Annotated in this window: 13 protein-coding genes; 12 read left to right on the top strand and 1 reads right to left on the bottom strand. The window is 60.8% G+C overall.

The window, feature by feature from the left end; translation table 11 throughout:
- Positions 1-71 precede the first annotated feature (71 nt).
- From rfbC to CVM73_RS28655, 9 genes are all read left to right on the top strand, one after another.
- On the top strand, positions 72-629 hold the full coding sequence (gene rfbC / locus CVM73_RS28695) for a dTDP-4-dehydrorhamnose 3,5-epimerase (RefSeq protein ID WP_100235154.1): 558 nt from the start codon (positions 72-74) through the stop codon (positions 627-629).
- A 10-nt stretch (positions 630-639) separates the two neighbouring features.
- A complete protein-coding gene (gene rfbB, locus CVM73_RS28690) occupies positions 640-1698 on the top strand; it encodes a dTDP-glucose 4,6-dehydratase (RefSeq protein WP_100235153.1) in 1059 nt (352 codons plus the stop codon).
- 8 nt (positions 1699-1706) lie between these two features.
- On the top strand, positions 1707-2696 hold the full coding sequence (gene rfbD, locus CVM73_RS28685; protein WP_100235152.1) for a dTDP-4-dehydrorhamnose reductase: 990 nt from the start codon (positions 1707-1709) through the stop codon (positions 2694-2696).
- Positions 2605-3507, top strand: coding sequence for a glucose-1-phosphate thymidylyltransferase RfbA (rfbA, locus tag CVM73_RS28680; RefSeq protein ID WP_100235151.1), 903 nt, complete (start codon positions 2605-2607; stop codon positions 3505-3507). The genes rfbD and rfbA overlap by 92 nt, the downstream gene beginning before the upstream one ends.
- 87 nt (positions 3508-3594) lie before the next feature.
- Positions 3595-10206 (top strand): DUF4082 domain-containing protein, encoded by a 6612-nt coding sequence (locus tag CVM73_RS28675; RefSeq protein WP_100235150.1) that lies wholly within the window; start codon positions 3595-3597, stop codon positions 10204-10206.
- Between the two features lie 10 nt (positions 10207-10216).
- A complete protein-coding gene (locus CVM73_RS28670) occupies positions 10217-10552 on the top strand; it encodes a hypothetical protein (RefSeq protein ID WP_100235149.1) in 336 nt (111 codons plus the stop codon).
- The gene (locus CVM73_RS28665; RefSeq protein WP_100235148.1) at positions 10530-12734 is read left to right on the top strand and encodes a peptidase domain-containing ABC transporter; all 2205 of its coding nucleotides are present in this window, start codon (positions 10530-10532) and stop codon (positions 12732-12734) included. The genes CVM73_RS28670 and CVM73_RS28665 overlap by 23 nt, the downstream gene beginning before the upstream one ends.
- Entirely contained in the window at positions 12731-14158 is a 1428-nt protein-coding gene (locus CVM73_RS28660; protein ID WP_208639251.1) for an HlyD family type I secretion periplasmic adaptor subunit, read from the top strand. Before CVM73_RS28665 ends, CVM73_RS28660 begins: the two co-directional genes overlap by 4 nt.
- A 26-nt stretch (positions 14159-14184) precedes the next feature.
- Complete coding sequence (locus CVM73_RS28655) at positions 14185-15405, top strand: hypothetical protein (protein ID WP_100235147.1); 1221 nt, start codon at positions 14185-14187, stop codon at positions 15403-15405.
- Here CVM73_RS28655 and CVM73_RS28650 read toward each other — a convergent pair.
- Positions 15402-16289: a glycosyltransferase family 2 protein gene (locus tag CVM73_RS28650; RefSeq protein ID WP_100235146.1), complete on the bottom strand. Its 888-nt coding sequence runs from the start codon at positions 16287-16289 to the stop codon at positions 15402-15404. The genes CVM73_RS28655 and CVM73_RS28650 overlap by 4 nt on opposite strands.
- 181 nt (positions 16290-16470) lie before the next feature.
- On the opposite strand from CVM73_RS28650, the gene CVM73_RS28645 reads away from it, so the two are divergent.
- From CVM73_RS28645 to wecC, 3 genes are read left to right on the top strand one after another with little or no spacing between them, the layout of a single operon-like run.
- Entirely contained in the window at positions 16471-17265 is a 795-nt protein-coding gene (locus tag CVM73_RS28645) for a WecB/TagA/CpsF family glycosyltransferase (protein ID WP_100235145.1), read from the top strand.
- A gap of 3 nt (positions 17266-17268) precedes the next feature.
- Positions 17269-18393, top strand: a complete 1125-nt coding sequence (gene wecB / locus CVM73_RS28640) for a non-hydrolyzing UDP-N-acetylglucosamine 2-epimerase (RefSeq protein WP_100235144.1) — start codon at positions 17269-17271, stop codon at positions 18391-18393.
- A complete protein-coding gene (gene wecC / locus CVM73_RS28635) occupies positions 18386-19648 on the top strand; it encodes a UDP-N-acetyl-D-mannosamine dehydrogenase (RefSeq protein ID WP_100235143.1) in 1263 nt (420 codons plus the stop codon). The genes wecB and wecC overlap by 8 nt, the downstream gene beginning before the upstream one ends.
- Positions 19649-19696 lie beyond the last annotated feature (48 nt).

Here is a 19696-nt window from a genome sequence, read left to right as displayed (position 1 = left end):
TTGGTTTGCAGGACATTGGAGGATCAGGCCGACCGTCCGGGCGATAGCGCTGCGTATCGGAGCGTGCGGTCATGCTGGAAGTGCGAAGTCTGGCGATTCCGGATGTTAAGATGGTCCGATCGAAGCGCTTTTCCGATACGCGGGGCTATTTCTGCGAGACGTTCCGCCGCTCTGCGTTTGCCGAAAAAGGAATCTCTCACGACTTTATCCAGGACAATCAGTCCTGCTCGGAGCGGGTCGGGACGGTTCGCGGATTGCACTTCCAGCGGCCTCCCTTCGCGCAGGCCAAGCTCGTCCGCGTGTTAAGGGGGGCGATCCTTGATGTGGTGCTCGATCTTCGGCGTCGGTCGCCGACATTCGGCAAGCACGTCTCGGTCAAGCTGGATAGCGAGAATGACGAGCAGTTGCTCGTTCCGAAAGGATTCGCTCACGGCTTCTGTACGCTCGAGCCTCAAACCACGGTGTTTTACAAAGTCGATGAGGTCTACTCGCCGGACCACGATGGCGGCGTCTATTGGGCGGACCCCGAACTGGCGATCGAGTGGCCGGTGAAGGCCTCAGAGGCCCACCTTTCTCCGAAGGATCGGGCGCTTCCCACCTTCGATCAGCTTGCTTCCGTGTTTGAATAGAGGGCGTGTCATGCGTGTCCTGGTGACGGGTGGAGCGGGATTTATCGGGTCTGCGGTCTGTCGCCAATTGGTCTTGGAAGCCGAGGCCTCGGTCGTCAATGTCGACAAGCTGACCTATGCGGCCAATCTGGCTTCGCTGGCATCCATCGACGGTACCAGCCATTATCGATTTGAGCAGCACGACATCTGCGATCAGGAGGCGGTCACTCGTTTGTTCTACAAATGGGAGCCGAGCGCAGTCATCCACTTGGCAGCGGAGAGCCATGTCGATCGCTCGATCACCGGCTCGGCAACGTTCATCAGCACCAACATCGTCGGCACCTATACTCTGCTGGAATCGGCCAGGCGATATTACGAGGGACTTTCGAGCCAGAGGCAGAGACAGTTCAGGTTCATTCACGTGTCGACGGACGAGGTCTACGGTTCATTGGGGCCGGTCGACTGCTTCCGGGAAGATACCCCTTATCGGCCGAGTTCACCCTATTCGGCCAGCAAAGCCGCCTCGGACCACCTCGCGCTCGCTTGGTACAAGACCTATGGCTTGCCGGTGATCGTGTCGAACTGTTCGAACAATTACGGGCCATTCCAATTCCCGGAAAAGCTCATTCCGCTGACGATCCTCAACGCGATTGAGTACAAGTCGTTGCCTGTCTATGGCGACGGCAGCAATGTGCGCGATTGGCTTCACGTCGACGATCACGCAGCCGGCCTGATCAGGCTGCTGTTCGAAGGCAGGGCCGGAGAAAAGTACAATTTCGGCGGCGACAGCGAACGCTCAAACCTGGAGGTCGTCACCCAGATTTGTGACGTGCTCGATCGTTTGCGTCCGGGTCCGGCAGCGAGGCGATCGTTGATCTCGTTTGTGCCGGACCGTCCGGGACACGACGCACGTTACGCGATCGATGCGTCAAAAGCTCGCAGCGAGCTGGGATGGCAGCCGACCCGAAGCTTCGAACGAGGTCTCGCCGACACGGTGGAATGGTATCTGGCCAGCGGCACCTGGTGGGCGCGGGCTCGCAATATGGTCTACGACGGCTCGCGTCTTGGCCTCCCGGCTACCCAACACTGAGGCTGCCAATGATCGAACGACCGATTCTGATTGCTGGTCGAAATGGCCAATTGGGCAGTTGCCTTCGTGATCTCGCTGCTCCTCGCGGCCTGTCTGCAGTGGCCCTCGGACGCGAGGAGCTCGACCTTGAGGTCCGGGGCGGGATCGACAGGACAGTCGCCTCGATCGCCCCCTGCATGATCATTAATGCCGCGGCGTATACGGCTGTGGATCAGGCGGAGTCTGAGGTCGGAAAGGCCTTCAGCATCAACCGCGACGGTGCGGCTGCGTTGGCGGATGTCGCATGGCAGAGAAACATTCCATTTGTACATTTATCGACCGACTATGTTTTTGACGGCACCAAGCGCGAGGCTTACGACGAGGCCGACGTGCCGGCGCCGTTGAACGTATACGGTGCATCGAAGCTGGCCGGCGAGGCGGCCGTATTGGCGGCGCATCCCCTCGCGACCGTCGTCAGGTCGTCCTGGATCTACAGCTCGACAGGCAGCAACTTCGTTCGGACAATGTTGCGGCTGGCCGAAGCGCGCCCGGTCGTAAGGGTCGTTTGCGACCAGCACGGAAGCCCGACGTCAGCGGCGGAGCTGGCCGCAGCTCTGCTGAAAATTGCAGAGCGGTCGCTCACCGATGATCGCCGCATCGCTGCGGGCATCTTCCACGTGGCCGGCCAGGGGACGACGAGCTGGCACGGCTTTGCCGAGGCAATCTTCGATGGTTTGTCCCGTCGCGGAGTGCGGCCGCCGGCGCTGGAAGCGATCACGACAGAGCAGTATCCGAGCGCTGCGCGCAGGCCTGCAAACTCGCGCCTGGACTCATCCAAAGCGGAACGCGTGTTTGGAATTCGATTGCCGGCCTGGCGCCACTCTCTCGAAACCTGTCTCGACCAACTTGTCGGAGGAGGAGACACCGATGCTGAAGGGAATCGTCCTGGCTGGCGGCAGCGGAACGCGGCTCTACCCGATCACACGTGTGGTCAGCAAGCAGCTGCTGCCCATCTATGACAAGCCGATGATCTACTACCCGCTATCGACGTTGATGCTGGCAGGAATCCGCGAGATCCTGGTCATCACGACCCCGGCGGATCGGCCCCAGTTCGAACGATTGCTCGGGAATGGCAGCCAGTGGGGAATCCGGCTCAGCTATGCGGAACAACCCCGCCCCGGCGGACTTGCGGAAGCATTCATCGTAGGCGCCGATTTCATCGGAACCGATCGCGTCGCGATGGTGCTCGGAGACAACATCTTTTTCGGCGGCGGCTTGCGCGAACTGCTCGCGAAGGCCGCGGCCCGCGAGGAAGGTGCGACCGTGTTCGCGTATCACGTGCGCGATCCTGAGCGATACGGGGTCGTTACGTTTGACGACGCGGGCCGCCCGCAACTAATCGAGGAAAAGCCGACAAGGCCGACATCGAACTGGGCCATCACCGGTCTGTATTTTTTTGACAACCGGGTTGTGCGGTATGCCCGCCGTGTCGAGCCGTCTCCGCGGGGAGAGCTCGAGATCACCGATCTGCAAATGCGCTATCTCGCGGCCGGCGCTCTCCACGTCGAGCGCATGGGACGGGGGTTCGCATGGCTGGATACGGGCACGGTCGAGTCGCTGATCGATGCAGGGACGTTCGTACAAACGCTTGAAAAGCGGCAGGGCATGAAGGTGGCCTGCCTCGAGGAGGTCGCCTTCCGGCAGGGATTCATCGATCAAGAGCAGCTTCTCGGACTGATTCAGCCGCTGGAGAAGAGCGGATACGGCAGGTATCTCAATGAGATCCTGCGGCTGCCCGGAGCAGCTGCCGGCGCCGCAATGGACGTTTAATTTAAATTTGATATTACCATTTTAATTAATTGACCGGTGCGAATTTTTTAATTTAAATTCTTCCACTGCGGATTTTGAGGGCTGGCCATGATAAATCACAAGGCGAGCGTTTTTTATCGAGCAGCAAGGCCTCTCCTCTCGGAGGAGAGTGATTTCAACCAGACTGATTTGCTCCTGCCGGGTGCCCCCCTCTGGAATGCGTCCTGGAGCCGCGGTCTGGCGACCCGGCAGGTGTCCGATCTGTGGGCGGCGGTCGGGCCGTCACGTTCCAGGATCGGTGCGACGCATTGGATCAGTTCGAGCGGCGGCTATTGGAACGTCGCTGCGAACTGGAGTGCGGGCATTCCCGACGCGTGGTCCGGCGCCTTCATCGACGCGCCGGGATCCTATGTTGTCACAACCAGCGTCAATGTTGATGTCGGCAGCCTATTCGTTGATGCAAATGTGACGGTTGCGCTCGGGCGAGGGTCGTCCTTCGTCGTGGAAGGTGACACCATCAACAACGGCAGCATAAAGCTCGTACCGTCCGGCGGCGATGGGAGTGCTGCAGCGGACTTCAAGGGCGACGTTCGCGGAGCGGGTGACTTCGCGATTGCCGACAGATCAGTTCTCGAGATCGGAGGCTCGGTCTCCGGGCAACTCTTGAACGGTTCATTCTCTGGAATAACCGTCTCCTTCGAGACGGATGTCGGCACCCTGGTTCTCGATCGCTCTGCCCAATTCCATGGCCTGATCGGAAGTTCATCGCCGGATCGACCGCTTTCAGCCGGCAATCTGATCGACCTCAGGGATTTCGCTTTCACGTCGACGATGTCAGCGTCGGTTCGCTACGACCGGAGCTCAAACATCAGCACGGTCGATTTCAGTAATGGAGCCGGCAATGTCACCCTGCTGTTCTCCGGCCAGGATTCGAACTGGACCTTTGCAAGCGATGGGCAGGGTGGCACGATCGTTGCGGACCCGGTCACGAACCCGATCGTGCTGGAAAATCAGAAACAAGGCACATCGCCGAACATCTGGCAGATCGATGTTGGCGCAAACTCGACGCGAATCCAGGGGTTCACGACAGCGATAAGCACCAATATCGGCAGCACCGTTCAATTCAAGATCGACAACCAGACGGGCAATCCGAATTATCGTATCGATATCTACCGGCTGGGATATTACGGCGGCAACGGCGCCAGACTGATTACGACCGTACAGCATCAGGCTGCAACTTCCGTGGTGCAACCGGCGCCATTGAGGAACGCATCGACTGGCCTCGTCGACGCCGGCAACTGGAGCGTGACCGACTCCTGGAGCGTGCCGACTGACGCCGTTTCCGGCGTGTACATCGCCAACGTCATCGACGGAACGCAGACTTTCCAGATTCCATTCGTCATCCGCAACGATGCGTCGCAAAGCGCGATCGTGTTCCAGACCGCCGATCAGACCTGGCAGGCCTACAACCCGTGGGGCGGGGCCAATCTCTACTTCGGCAACGGACCTGGCGTGGGCGGCTCCGCTTACGCCGTGAGCTACAATCGTCCGATCACGACGCGCGACGGCGGGCTCGCGAGTTCTTCCAACGACATGGTGTTCTCGGCCGAATATCCGGCGATCTACTGGCTCGAGCAGAACGGATACGACGTCTCCTACATTTCAGGCATCGATGCGGCCACCAACGGATCGCTCCTGCTCAACCATCAGGTCTACATGGATGTCGGCCACGATGAATATTGGACCGACAGCCAGTTCTCCAACGTCCAGGCGGCCGGCCATGCCGGCGTCAATCTGATGTTTCTCAGTGGTAACGAGGTGTATTGGCAAACGAGACTCGCGCCCAGCATCGATGCCAGCCAGACGGCCAACCGCACCCTGATCTCGTACAAGGACACCCACGCCAATCAGTTGATCGACCCAACTGGAACGGCGACTGGCACTTTCATGGACGCGCGATTCGCGTCGACCGGAGGATTGTCGGGAATCCCTTCCAATGCCCTCACCGGCCAGCTATTTCAGGTGGACTCCAATCGCACGGACATTATCCAGATTCCGTACGACATGACGAACCTGCGCTTCTGGCGCAATACGTCGGTCGCCAATACGCCGGTGGGCCAAACCGCCTCGCTCGTACAGAACCTGCTCGGCTATGAGTGGGATGTGTCGCCGGATAACGGCTTCCGCCCGGCTGGACTTGTCAGTGTGTCGTCTTCGACGCTGCAGATCACCGGCCAGTATCTCCTGGACTACGGCAACACCACCGGCAACGGAACAGCAACTCATAATCTGGTCGAGTTTCGTGACCCGGTCAGCGGTGCCCTTGTTTTCGGGGCCGGTACGGTGTTCTGGTCGTGGGGCCTCGCCTCCGATCATGACCAGCACACTGGGTCCGCAACGCCGATTGATCCGAACGTCCAGCAAGCAACAGTCAATGTGCTCGCCGATATGGGCGTGCAGCCCGCGACGCTGCAAGCGAGTCTGGTCATTGCTTCCCAATCGACTGATCGCACTGCCCCAACATCCACCATCTCGAACGTCTCGGCCAGCAGCATCCCGGAGGGCCAGTCGGTTACCGTCACAGGATCGGCCAGCGATGCTGGCGGCGTCATCGGCGGTATTGAAGTCTCGACCGACAGCGGAAGCACGTGGCATCCCGCCAGCAGCAGGGTCGGCATCGCCAATGTGACGTGGTCGTACACATTCTCCGCTGGCGCTTCCGGCCAGTACAACATCAAGAGCAGGGCGGTGGACGACAGCCTGAATCTCGAGACGGCTGGCGCGGGCGTTGCTTACACCGTCACGCCTTCGTCGAACCTGACGATTTTCAGTCCGACCGATACGCCGGCCGTAGTCACAACTAACGACGCCGGCGCCGTAGAATTGGGTGTGAAATTCGTCGCCGCGGAGTCCGGCGACATCACCGGCATCCGGTTCTACAAGGGGCCGCAGAACACAGGGACGCATCTGGGCGATCTCTGGACGACGAACGGCGTACTGCTGGCGAGCGCAACGTTCACCAACGAGACCGCGAGTGGTTGGCAACAGGTGAATTTCGCGACACCGGTCCATGTGCAGGCCGGGGTCACCTACATCGCCTCCTATCATACGAATACCGGGCAGTACTCTACGACCGACTTCTATTTCGACAATGCCGGCCATACCCACGGTCCGCTGACGGCGACGGGCAGCGGTCTCAACGGTGTCTATGCCTACGGCCCCGGACCGCTTTTCCCGAACACTGTTTCGATTGTGAAGGCTCAAAATTATTGGGTGGACGTCGTCTTCAGCAATACCAGCCAGCAGCCGCAGGCCAACAATGACAGCGGCTTTAGCGTAACCCAAAACGGTGTCCTGACTATTCCGGCATCGGCGCTGCTCGCCAATGATACGGATCCGGCCGGCCTGTCGTTTTCGATCACCGGCGTGAGCAGCCCGATCAACGGGAGCGTAAGCTACAACGCTCAGACCCAGATAGTGACGTTTACCCCGACCACGAATTACGCGGGACCGGCGCAATTCTCCTATACGATCACCGACACGAGCGAGGCCACCGGAACCGGCCAGGTTCTCCTCAACGTCAACTATCCCATCTCCGCGCAAAGCCTGTTCGGTACCAACGATGTGCCGAGCGTGGTCAATTCGGGCGATGCGAGCTCCGTCGAGCTCGGCGTCAAGTTTTCCGCTTCTGTGAACGGAACGATAACCGGCCTGCGCTTCTATAAGGGATCAGCGAATACCGGTACCCATGTCGCGCATCTCTGGAGCTCGACGGGAACGCTCCTTGCTACGGCGACCTTCACGGGGGAGACCGCCAGCGGCTGGCAGCAGGTCAGCTTCGCGAGCCCAATCGCCATTTCCGCGGGAGCGACATATGTCGCGTCCTATCACACCAACGGCAATTATTCCGACACCCAGAACTATTTCACGAGCTCAGTTACGAATGGCCAGTTGAGCGCGCCAGCGGCCGGAAATGGAGTGTACGCCTATGGAACCGGCGCGTCATTCCCGACCAGCGTCTACAAGTCGACCAACTACTACGTTGACGTGGTCTTCAACGGATCGTCCGGCACGAATAGGTCGCCGACCGCCGTCGCCGACACAGGCGATGCCACCGAGAAGGGCGGTGTCAATAACGGCACCGGCGGCTCAGCCGCGACTGGAAACGTACTGACCAACGACACCGATCCAGACGCTGGCGACACCAAGACCGTGACTGCTGTCAGCTTCGGCTCGACCTCCGGCACGCTGGGCTCGGCGCTGAACGGCGCGCACGGAAGCCTCGTGCTCAACGCTTCAGGCGCCTTCACCTATACGGTCAACGAGACCGATTCCGCCGTGCAGGCGCTGCGGCTTGCGACCAACACGCTGACGGACGTCTTCAATTACACGATGCGTGATGCCGCCAGCGCGACGTCCTCGAGCACGCTCACGATCACAATTCACGGCGCCAACGATGCACCGGTGCTGGCGGTCCAGACCGGCAACCAAACCGCGACAGTGGGGTCGGCGTTCTCGCTGACGCTGCCGGCGGGCACCTTCACCGATATCGATTCCGGCGATTCGCTCGCTTACGCCGCGACGGCGGCCAACGGCTCCGCACTTCCCGCCTGGCTGACCTTTAACACATCAACTCGAACCTTTAGCGGTACACCATCGTCGGCCGATGTCGGCACGCTGGGTGTGAAGGCAACCGTGACGGATCTCGGCAGCCTCACTGCAAGCGAAACGTTCAACATTGTCGTGACGACGACTGCGAACGCTCCGCCAACTGCGGTCGCCGACACGGGCGACGCGACCGAAAAGGGCGGTGTCAATAACGGTACGGGCGGCTCGCCCGCCACGGGAAGCGTACTGACCAACGACACCGATCCTGACGCGGGCGACACGAAGACCGTGACTGCAGTCAGCTTCGGCTCGACTTCCGGCACGCTGGGCTCGGCGCTAAATGGAGCGCACGGAAGCCTCGTGCTCAATGCTTCAGGTGCTTTCACCTATACCGTCAATGAAACTGATGCCGCCGTCCAAGCCTTGCGGCTTTCGACCAACACGCTGACGGACGTCTTCAACTACACGATGCGCGATGCCGCCGGTGCGACATCGTCGACCACGCTCACCATCACCATTCATGGCGCCGATGACGCGCCGGTGCTGGCGATCCAGACCGGCAACCAAACCGCTACGGTTGGCTCGCTCTTCTCGCTGACCCTGCCCGCGGGCACCTTCACCGATGTGGACTCCGGCGATTCGCTGACCTATGCCGCAACCTCCGCCGATGGCTCGCCGCTTCCCTCCTGGTTGACCTTCAACGGCTCGACACGGACCTTCAGCGGAACACCGACATCCGCGAACGTCGGCACCCTCAGCGTCAGGACAACCGCGACAGATCTGGGCGGTCTCTCCTCGAGCGAGACGTTCAATGTAACTGTAAGCACGGCTCCCACGACGGTTAGTCTGTTCTCGAGCTCCGACACGCCGGCGACACTGTCGGACCCCGATGCCTCGCAGGTCAATCTGGGTGTGCGATTCTCGTCTTCGGCGGCCGGTACGATCACCGGAATCAAGTACTACAAGAGCGCCAATGACACGGGCACGCATACCGCCACGTTGTGGAGCAGCACCGGCACGCTGTTGGCGAGCGCAACGTTCACGAATGAAACCACCAGCGGATGGCAGACGGTCACATTCGGTAGTCCCGTGTCCATTTCGGCCGGCGCCACCTATGTCGCGAGCTTCCATAGCAATGGGCACTATACCGATACCGCGAACTACTTCACGACGGCCCATACCAATGGCCCGCTCACGGCTCCGTCCAGCAACAATGGTGTCTACACCTACGGCACGAGCAATCTGTTCCCGACCAGCACCTACAACGCTACCAATTATTGGGTGGACGTGGTGTTCAGCAGCTCGAGCGGCGGCACCAACCAGTCACCGATCGCGAACAACGATAGCGGCTTCGACGCGACGCAAGGGGTTCCGCTGAGCATCTCGGGTGCGTCGCTGCTTGCCAACGATACCGATCCGAACGGAGACGCGTTGACGATCACAGGGGTCAGTGGAGCCGTCAATGGCACCGTCAGCTTCAGCACCCAGAACAATACGGTGACGTTCACGCCGGCGAGCAATTACACCGGGCCGGCCTCGTTCAACTACGCGATCTCGGACGGTCGGGGTGGGACGGCGAGCGCAAGTGCGGCCGTGACCGTTCACGCGCCGTCAGCAAGTACTGTCAGCCTGTTCAGCTCGAATCCAACGCCCAGCGTGGTGACGGAGAATGATCCGAATTCGGTTGAGCTCGGTATGAAGTTCCAGGCGTCCACCACTGGCGACATCATGGGGCTGCGCTTCTACAAGGGGCCGTCCAATACCGGCACTCACGTCGCCGATCTCTGGAGCAGCTCCGGCACCTTGTTGGCGACCGCCACATTTACCAATGAGACGGCGAGTGGCTGGCAGCAGGTCAACTTTGCAACGCCGGTCACGATCACGGCGGGCACGACCTATATCGCCTCCTACCACACTGCGGGAAACTACTCGGACGATCCGAATCTATTTGCCAGCTCGGTAACCAACGGACCATTGACCGCCCCGTCGTCAGCGTCCAGCGGGGGAAACGGCGTCTATGCATACGGATCCGGAAGCCTCTTCCCAACCAACACCTTCAACGCGACGAGCTACGCGGTAGACGTCCTCTTCAGGCCGCAGCTCGCAGCATAGGAGAATCGCAATGCATGCCGAGATCTATACCGACGGGGTGGAGGAGGTCACAATTGGCGGGTCGATCGTGCGGGTGGACCTGATCAGTCTCTCGCCCACGGAACGTGACGCCAACAACGCGCCCAAGAAGGTCTTTCGCCAAAGGCTGATCTTCTCCGTGGAGTCGTTCGCGAACTCCGTGGAGGTGATGCAGAACGCGCTTCAGGGTCTGGTCGACGCCGGAGTCGTGCAGCGCTCGCGGCCGAGAGCGTCGATTGTCGCGCCACAGGCGAACGCGCGAGTCGAGCCCGCCTCGCCAGTTTCGGACAACTCACGATCTCCCAATGTCTCAACCAACTTCCGTTGAAATTGACAGGTGTGAACCGGCACCGCCTTCGCCGGAGGATGAGCCGCGTCGGGCTGCTCAAACCGCACTTGAATGCCTGTCGAGGGTCGCCGCCCATCACGGTATCGATCTGCCTTCCGACCGCCTGCGGCACGCCTATGCCGTCGACGAGACCGGCATCTCGACCGATCTCTTGCTGCGCATGGCCCATGATGCGGGCCTTCGCGCCCGCGTGGTGCAGCTCGATTGGAAGGCGATATGCCGGCTCGGCGAAGCCTATCCAGCCCTTGTTCAGCTCTCGAACCGGAACTGGGTCTTGGTCGTCGGCGCGAGGCCGGAATGCGACGCGGTAACGGTTCTCGATCCGCTGGCTGAGCGGAGCGGCGAGCACCTGCTGGTCGAAGCGGACCGGTTTTGCGCCAGATGGTTCGGAACTGCTGTTCTGGTCAAGCGCGAGACCGCTACAGCGCAGGGCCAGAGGTCCTTCGGGTTGCGCTGGTTCGTGCCCGAAATGCTGCGGGAGTGGCGGCTGTTTTCCGACGTCGCAATTGCTGCGGTGTTCCTGTATGCGCTGGGGCTGGCGCTTCCGATCTTCTTCCAACTCGTCATCGACAAGGTTCTTGTCCACGAGAGCCTCACGACACTCTACGTGCTTTCGGCCGGTGCGATCCTTGCGCTCTGCTTCGACGCAATATTCAACTTCCTGCGACGCTACCTGCTGCTCTATGCCACGAACAAGATCGACATCCGGGTTGCAACCAGGACGTTTCGGCATCTTTTGGGACTTCCGGTCACCTTCTTCGAGCGCATCTCGGCCGGTGTCCTGGTGAAGCACATGCAGCAGGCCGGACGAATCCGTGAGTTCCTGACCGGCCGGCTGTTCCTGACTGCCTTGGACGCGCTTTCGCTTTTCGTCTTTCTGCCTGTTCTGGCGCTCTACAGCATCAAGCTGACATGCGTCGTGCTGGCCTTCACCGCCATCAGCGCGAGCGTGATTGCTATTTTGATGGGACCGTTCCGACGGCGGCTCTACCAGCTTTATCAGGCCGAGGCCGGGCGCCAGGCGCTGCTCGTCGAGACCGTGCACGGCATGCGCACGGTGAAGTCGCTGGCCATGGAGCCAAGCCAGAACAGGACATGGGACGATCGTTGCGCGCAGGCGGTATCGATGCGGTTTGGCGTCGAAAAAATCTCGGCGGGCGCTCAGGCGTTGACCGGCTTCCTCGAGAAGATGATGACGCTCGGCATCGTGGCCCTGGGCGCGCTCGACGTCTTCGCCGGCGAGATGACGATCGGCGCACTGGTCGCCTTCAACATGCTGGCGGGACGGGTTTCGGGACCTCTGGTGCAGATGGTGACCATGGTGCACGAATATCAGGAAGTTGCGCTGGCCGTTAAGATGCTCGGCGAGGTCATGAATAGGGAGCTGGAGCGGGACGATCATCGCGAGGGCCTGCGGCCCGACTTCGCCGGCCAGATCGAGTTTGAAAACGTTACGTTCCGCTATGGCGAGGGTGCGCCGGCTTTGGACGAGGTGTCGTTCTCAATCGCGCCAGGTTCGATCTTTGGCATTGTCGGCCGCAGCGGTTCGGGCAAGACGACGCTGACGCGGCTCATCGCGGGAATGTATCCGGTACAACAGGGGTTGGTGCGGATCGACGGTCACGATTCGCGCGAGATCGATCTCACCCATCTGCGGCGGAATCTCGGGGTCGTGCTTCAGGAGAATTTCCTGTTCCGGGGCACGGTCCGGGAAAACATCGCTTGCGTGAGGCGTGATGCCACTTTCGAGGAGGTTGTCCGGGCGGCTCAGCTTGCCGGCGCCGACGAGTTCATTGAGCGACTGCCGAGGGGATTCGATACCATGCTTGAGGAGCAGGCATCGAACTTGTCAGGCGGACAGAAGCAGCGGCTTGCGATCGCGCGGGCATTGATGGTGAACCCGCGTATCCTGATCCTCGACGAAGCCACCAGCGCACTGGATTCCGAGAGCGAAGCGATCATTCGGCGCAACCTGCGACGCATTGCCGAGGGGCGAACCGTCATCATCGTATCGCATCGGCTTTCGATGCTGTCGGACGCAAGCCAGATTCTGGTGATCGACCGCGGACGGATCGTCGATGTGGATCGTCACGACGCGCTGCTGTCGAAATGCACCTTCTACAGGCATCTCTGGAGCCAGCAGACGAGGCAGGTCGCATGACCGCGGCTGAAGAGACCAAAGTTGAGGCCGCCCCCGGCAGATCCGGGGCTCCGCCCGTTTCGCGCTCGAGACGCCGGCTCCCCAGGGCCGCGCCAACAGGTTCTCGCGTTGTCGCGCAATTCCAGACGGACGCAGCCGAAATCGAGCAGATGACCCCACCGCGTGTGGGACGGATCACGCTCTATTGTGTCGCCGCGCTCATCGTTGCCGCGATCATTTTTGCAAGTGTGTCGCGTGTTGATATGATCGTGACGGCACAGGGTAGGCTGATTACGACACGTCCAAACCTGGTCGTGCAGCCGCTGGAAACGTCGGTCATTCGGGAGATCCGTGTTAGGGCCGGCGACTCCGTCAATCGCGGCGACGTCCTTGCGATCCTCGATCCGACATTTTCTGAGGCCGATCTTGCTCAACTGCGCGGCCGCCTGGCGGGTCTCGATGCCTCCATCGACCGGCTTCGAGCCGAGTTGGACGGCGCGGACTACGTCGTCGAAGAGACCGCGAATGCCGACCAGGCTCTGCAGAGAAGGGTATTCCTGCAGAGGAGGGCGGCTTACGACCTTCAGATCCAGAACTTTGACGCACAGATTGCGTCCGCGCAGGCCAATCTGAAGACGGCTCAGAACGAGGAACTGGTCCTGACCCAGCGGCTGGACACCATGCAGTCCATCGAAGCCATGCGAAATACGTTGATGGCCAAGGAGGTCGGTTCAAAACTGAATTTCCTGCTATCCCGGGAAGCGCGGTTGGAGGTCGAAAGCAACCTGGCGCGGGTCCGTGGCAGCATCGTCGACAACATGCATCGCCTGGACAAGGCCCGTGCAGACCAGAAGGTGTTCGCCGCCGAGTTTCGCCGCGCTGCCTATCAGGAGCTCGTCGAGACCTTGGCAAAACGCAATGGCACTGCCGAGGAGTTCAAGAAGGCCGAGCTCCGCCGGCAATTGATCGTGCTGAACGCGCCGGCGGATGCGGTGGTACTCGAAATTGCCAATCGGACGGTAGGTTCTGTGGTCCGCGAGGCCGAGACATTGTTTGTGTTGGTCCCTCGGGACGATGCGCTCAGGGCGGAGGTCAACGTCGAGGGAAGGGATATCGGGCAGGTGACGGTCGGGCAGGCCGTACGAGTCAAGTTCGAGGCATTTCCATTCCAGAAGTACGGCACCGCGACTGGCGAGGTCGGCGTCATCAGCCGGGACTCATTTTCGCCAGACGCGAAAGCCGAAGGTGCGCGCCGTTCGTCAGCTCCCTATTACCGCGTACTGATCGATCTACGGGACACGCACCTTCGGCTGCCGGCGGAGCGCGTTCAGTTGATGCCCGGTATGGCGGTCACCGCCGAGATGAAGGTCGGACAGCGGACGGTGATTTCATATTTCCTCTATCCCCTGCTTCGCGGCTTGGATGAAAGCATCCGGGAGTACTGAGCCGGATTTACCATGGTGCACTGTCGATGATGATCAGTCCAAATTCTAGTGTGAAGCTCATTGTGCCGGCTCCAGCGAAGGAGCTGTCGCCAAACTCCCCTCTGGTGAACTATGCGCTCAGGGGGCTGGAACGCTGCTGGTTGCCGAGGGAACGCCGTTGGTCGCACATCTATCACCTCGACGGGCGGGCTTCGCCGAACGAGTCGATCGCGCATAGCGACGTGTTCTATACCCTCAATGTCTTGCTTGGGATGTCGCGGGTCGCGGAACTTCCGGCTGACATTGATCTCCCAGAGATATTCCATCGAAATGCCATGGGTCTCACCGCGCTTCCTGTGCGCAAATATGCGTTCGGCATGGCCTTATGGGCCGCCGCCGAGCTCCGCCTTCCCATTCCGGAGCGGGTAAGGTTCGAGCTGAAAACGATTCTTTCGGATGAGCCGCAGTGGCGAGCGTTTCGGGCCCAGGACCTCGGCATGCTGCTGACGGGAGTCATCGCGCAGGCCAGGGCAGGCGAGAGGGAGTGGCTATGCTTCGCCGGACCGCTCTACCGTTTCCTCAAGGAGCGTTTCCATAGCGAGTCCGGATTGTTTTTCGATGCGCCGTCCGGCTTCCGTCGCCGCTTTGCGTCATTCGCGACACAGACCTATCTTTCAATCGCCTGCTATCAGTACGGTGAATTCACCGGCGACGTATCCGCGCTCGTCATGGCCGACACCTGTGTGCGCAATCTGATTGCGCTTCAGGGACCCCAGGGCGAATGGCCGTGGTTCTTCGATGCGATGAGTGGCCGCGTCCTCGATTTCTACGAGGTCTATTCGGTCCATCAGTATGGAATGGCCCCGGCGCTGCTGGAATGGGCCGAGCGTTTTGGACGACGGGGAGCGCGGGATGCCCTGGTCAAAGGATTCAATTGGGTGCTTGGCCACAACCAGCTGGGCCGGACCATGCTTGCGCCGGAACTTGGCCTGACGATCCGTTCGCAGGTTCGCAAGCATGAACTGAAGAGCAGGGCTCCGCGGATGTTGCGCGCGCTCAGAAACACTTGGCTCGAAAACGCGGAGGCGCTGATCGACAGTGCCGACGTGAGAGTTCGACTCGAGTGCCGCAGCTACGAACTCGGCTGGATCCTGTGGTCGTTCGGCCGGCGAACCGACGTGCGGGACCTCAGCTACAACGCGGTCTTCGACCAGCCATCGTGCCCGCCCGGCGGCCAGTCGCAGCGCAACGGCGGCGGCATCAGTTAGCGATTCCAGACGACCGCGCCCTCTCTCCGAAGCAGGGCCAGCATCTTGGCTGTTCGATGGCTCCGAACTGCGCAGAGAACGGCGATTGCTTTGAGGCGGGCGCGGATCCCATGGAGGCGCCCGCTCGTCATGACGGTGATTGCGCCGGCCGCCGGTGATGCGAGGACGAGCAGGGCCATGGCGAGCCAGCGCAGCTGCCAGCCGCGCGCGCCCTGTGCCATGTTGCGGTAGTGCGTGATTTGGCGATCCCATTTTGCATAGAGCTCTCGAAGCGAGCGCCGCGCAGGGTGGAACACGACCATCCCGGGGACGTAGCGAAATTCGCAGCCGGCACGGATGGCCATTTGTCCCCATTGCATGTCTTCCGCGAACTGAATGCCCGGGAAAGGTCCGACCCTCGCAAAGTCGGCACGGCGAACCGCGAGATTTGCCGTGACCGAGTAGCCGTGCTTGGTGACGTACAAGCGATTGCGAAAGCCGAAAACGCTCTCGTAGGCTTCGATCGCGGTGAAACACCCTTCGACGGCAGGCCGGATGCGGACCTCTCCGCCAAGGATCGTCGCCGGCCTGACTTGCTGGAACGCCTCGTGTATCGCGGCCAGCCAGTCCGGATGAGCCCGGCAGTCGGCGTCCATAAAGGCGAGAATGTCACCCCTCGCATAGGCCGCGCCCGCGTTTCGCGCCGGACCCGGACCGGGATGCGATTCATACATCAACCTTACGTCGGGATGCCCGGCAACGACCTCGACCGGGGGCATTGCCGAGCCGTTGTCCACCACGAGGACCTCGAACAGGTCCCGGGACAGGGTCTGCGCATCCAGGCTTCGCAAACAGGCTTCCAGAGCCTCCGCCTGGTTGAGGTGGGGAATGATGACCGAAATCATTTCATCAAAGCCCTATTTAATTTCCCTTGGCCCGCTGCATGTCCGCCGGCGCGGAAACGCTCATTCCGCGCCTAATTGGAGGCGTGCATTTAATCCTTGCAATTAAATATTTGCCATTTATTATCGCTATTATAATCTTAAATGCAACTTAAACAAATTGCGTTTTGGAGGGTCGATTCAAATGCGTGCATCGTTCCTGGCGTGCCCCATCGACCTGCTGACAATGGCGGAAACCGTAGAGCTGGCGTGCGGCGCCATGCGCAGCCGCCGACGACTGCAGCATGTGGCGCTGAACGTCGCCAAATTCGTCAAGATGCGATCCGATCCTGTGCTCGCGGCCGATGTCGCCAACAGCGACATTGTCAGCATAGATGGCATGGGGATTCTCTGGGGCGCTCGCGCTGTGGGGCTTCCGGCGGCGTCGCGGGTCGCCGGCGTCGATCTCCTGGCCGAACTGCTCGCGGTGTGTGCGCGGGAAGGCTTCAAGCCGTATTTCCTCGGAGCCACCCAGGCCGTGCTGCACCAGGCAATGCAACGCGCGCGCGGGAGACATCCCTCACTTGTCTTTGCGGGCTGGCATGACGGCTACTTCAGGCCCGAGCAGGAGAGTGACGTCGTTCGGGATATCCGATCCAGCGGGGCCGATTGTCTCTTCATCGGCATGCCGACACCGCGGAAGGAGCGCTTTCTGGCTGCTCACCGCGATGATCTCGGCGTAGCTTTCATCATGGGTGTGGGTGGTGCGTTCGATATTCTCGCAGGCAACGTTCGCCGCGCGCCCGCACGGATTCAGAGGCTGGGCCTCGAATGGCTGTACCGCATCTATCAAGAGCCCGGGAGGATGTGGTGGCGATACGCCACGACGAACACGCTGTTTGCGGGCATCCTGGCGCAGGCGCTCATCAAGCAGGCGATTCAGCACACGCTGGGTGCGCCGGGTCCCGTGCCGCCGGGCCCGAGTCGGATCGGAGGGTGAGACGTGCAGAAGCATTTCTTCATCCTGTTGGGGACCCGGCCCGAAGCAATCAAGCTCTTTCCGGTCATCAACCGGCTCAAGGCCGAGAACCGCAAGGACATTTCCCTGACGATCTGTGCGACGGCACAGCATCGCCAGCTGCTTGATCAGGTCCTCAAGCTCGCCAAAGTTGTCCCGGATTTCGACCTGAACGTCATGACGGCCAATCAGACGCTGGATCATCTGACCGCTCGGCTGCTCGGAGAAGTCGGTGAGCTCCTCGAGAAAGTGAGGCCTACCAGGGTTATCGTCCAAGGCGACACAGCGACCGCCATGGCTGGCGCACTTGCGTCCTATTATCACCGGATACCAGTTTCTCACATCGAGGCCGGACTGCGCAGCGGCGACATCTTTTCTCCCTGGCCCGAGGAGGTGAACCGCAAGATCGTCGGCTCGATCGCAGATCAGCATTTTGCCCCGACCGAGCGGGCGGCGCGCGCGCTGCGCTCCGAAAACGTCTCGGACGACCGCATCCACGTCACCGGAAACACGGTGGTGGACGCTCTCATCCTCGCGAAAGCCATGGTCGAATCCGATCCCGGACTCTCGGGCCGCTGGGATGGCATCAAGAAGCGTCACGGCAACCGGCGCATCATCCTGGTGACCTGCCATCGGCGCGAGAATTTCGGCGGCGGCGTCATCAACATCGTGAACGCCTTGGAAACGATCCTGCGCAGGGAAGACGTTGCGGTGGTGCTCCCCGTGCACCCGAATCCGAATGTGCGCGACTTGTTTGCGTCCCGATTGTCGGATCACCCGAGGGTCGTCCTCATTTCCCCGCAGGAATATACGGACTTCGTCAGCCTGCTGTCGTTGTCGCATCTGGTCCTGACGGATTCAGGTGGCGTGCAGGAGGAGGCTCCCACTTTCGGGAAACCAGTCCTGGTCATGCGCGACACGACCGAGCGCCCCGAGGGGGTGGAAGCCGGGACGGCGCGTCTCGTCGGCGCGAACTACGACAAGATCGTCGCGGAGACATTTCGCCTGCTCGACGACGACGAGACTTATGCGGCCATGGCCCGTTCGCATAACCCGTTCGGTGACGGGCACGCGAGCGAGCGTATCGTGAAGGTTCTTCTCAATGCCTGAATTCCAGAAGATCAATGTCGTTGGACTTGGTTATATCGGGCTGCCGACCGCGGCCCTGATTGCGAGCCGGGGACTGCAGGTGGTCGGTATCGACACCAATGAGCGCATCGTCGACACGGTTGCATCCGGAAGAATTCACATCGCGGAGCCAGATCTCGATGGCCTCGTTTCCAAGGTCGTGTCGAGCGGCGCCCTGACGACAGCCACCAAGCCGCAGGCGGCCGACGTCTTCATCATCGCGGTGCCGACGCCAATCGATCGCGACAACCGTCCGGACTTGTCGAGTGTGAATGCCGCCGTCGACCAGATCGTCAATATCCTTGCACCAGGCAATCTCGTCATCCTCGAATCGACGTCGCCGATCGGGACCACCGAGGCGATCGCAAAACGGATCATCGAGAGAAGGCCAGAGTTGCATATCGGCGTCAACGGCAAGGAAGACGGGGCGATCTACGTCGCCTACTGCCCAGAACGCGTGTTACCGGGGCGGATCCTGACCGAGCTCATCAATAACGACAGATGCATTGGGGGCATTACGCCGACTTGCACGCGTCGTGCTCAACGCTTCTACAAGATGTTCGTTCGCGGGGCTTGCGTCGGTACCACGGCGCGCACAGCCGAGTTGGTCAAGCTGACGGAGAACGCCTTCCGCGATACCAATATAGCCTTTGCGAACGAGCTCTCGCTGATCTGCGATAGGTTCGACATCAATGTCTGGGAAGTGATCGACATCGCCAACCGCCACCCCCGCGTGAACGTGCTGCGGCCAGGACCGGGCGTAGGCGGGCACTGCATTGCGGTCGATCCCTGGTTCATCATCGACTCCGCACCGGACCTCGCTCGGGTGATGCGGACCAGCCGGGAAGTCAACAACGCCAAAACGCAGAAGATCATCGAGCGTACCGAGGCGCTGATCGACGATCATCCCTATGCAAACATCGCCTGTTGTGGATTGACCTTCAAGGCCAATGTCGACGATCTGCGCGAAAGTCCCGCCATGGAAATAGCCACGCATCTCGCGGCAAAGTACGGAGAACGGGTCAAGGTCGTTGAGCCGAACCTTCGCCGTCTGCCGCCCCAGCTGGCCGATCACCGTGTCGCTTTCGTGAACATCGAGGAGGCTCTGCGCAGTTGCGAAATCGCGGTTCTCCTCGTCGATCATGACGAGTTCAAGATGGTACCCCTGTCGGAGCGTCGGCATCTCGACGTCATAGATACGCGAGGCATATGGCAGGACATGCCGGCGCGGACCTAGTGCTTGGCGTGATGTGATCGTCGGCGACGGAATGATTGGAAGCGTACT

The sequence above is a fragment of the Bradyrhizobium forestalis genome, assembly GCF_002795245.1.
GTDB lineage: Bacteria > Pseudomonadota > Alphaproteobacteria > Rhizobiales > Xanthobacteraceae > Bradyrhizobium > Bradyrhizobium forestalis.
Note: the sequence above shows the minus strand (reverse complement) of the source record. Positions and strands in the feature narration are given on the sequence as shown.

Excerpts from the sequence above, each read along its gene's own strand:
- rfbC (WP_100235154.1), top strand. The coding sequence starts at position 72 with ATGCTGGAAGTGCGAAGTCTGGCGATTCCGGATGTTAAGATGGTCCGA.
- rfbB (WP_100235153.1), top strand. The coding sequence starts at position 640 with ATGCGTGTCCTGGTGACGGGTGGAGCGGGATTTATCGGGTCTGCGGTC.
- rfbD (WP_100235152.1), top strand. The coding sequence starts at position 1,707 with ATGATCGAACGACCGATTCTGATTGCTGGTCGAAATGGCCAATTGGGC.
- rfbA (WP_100235151.1), top strand. The coding sequence starts at position 2,605 with ATGCTGAAGGGAATCGTCCTGGCTGGCGGCAGCGGAACGCGGCTCTAC.
- CVM73_RS28675 (WP_100235150.1), top strand. The coding sequence starts at position 3,595 with ATGATAAATCACAAGGCGAGCGTTTTTTATCGAGCAGCAAGGCCTCTC.
- CVM73_RS28670 (WP_100235149.1), top strand. The coding sequence starts at position 10,217 with ATGCATGCCGAGATCTATACCGACGGGGTGGAGGAGGTCACAATTGGC.
- CVM73_RS28665 (WP_100235148.1), top strand. The coding sequence starts at position 10,530 with ATGTCTCAACCAACTTCCGTTGAAATTGACAGGTGTGAACCGGCACCG.
- CVM73_RS28660 (WP_208639251.1), top strand. The coding sequence starts at position 12,731 with ATGACCGCGGCTGAAGAGACCAAAGTTGAGGCCGCCCCCGGCAGATCC.
- CVM73_RS28655 (WP_100235147.1), top strand. The coding sequence starts at position 14,185 with ATGATGATCAGTCCAAATTCTAGTGTGAAGCTCATTGTGCCGGCTCCA.
- CVM73_RS28650 (WP_100235146.1), bottom strand. The coding sequence starts at position 16,289 with ATGATTTCGGTCATCATTCCCCACCTCAACCAGGCGGAGGCTCTGGAA.
- CVM73_RS28645 (WP_100235145.1), top strand. The coding sequence starts at position 16,471 with ATGCGTGCATCGTTCCTGGCGTGCCCCATCGACCTGCTGACAATGGCG.
- wecC (WP_100235143.1), top strand. The coding sequence starts at position 18,386 with ATGCCTGAATTCCAGAAGATCAATGTCGTTGGACTTGGTTATATCGGG.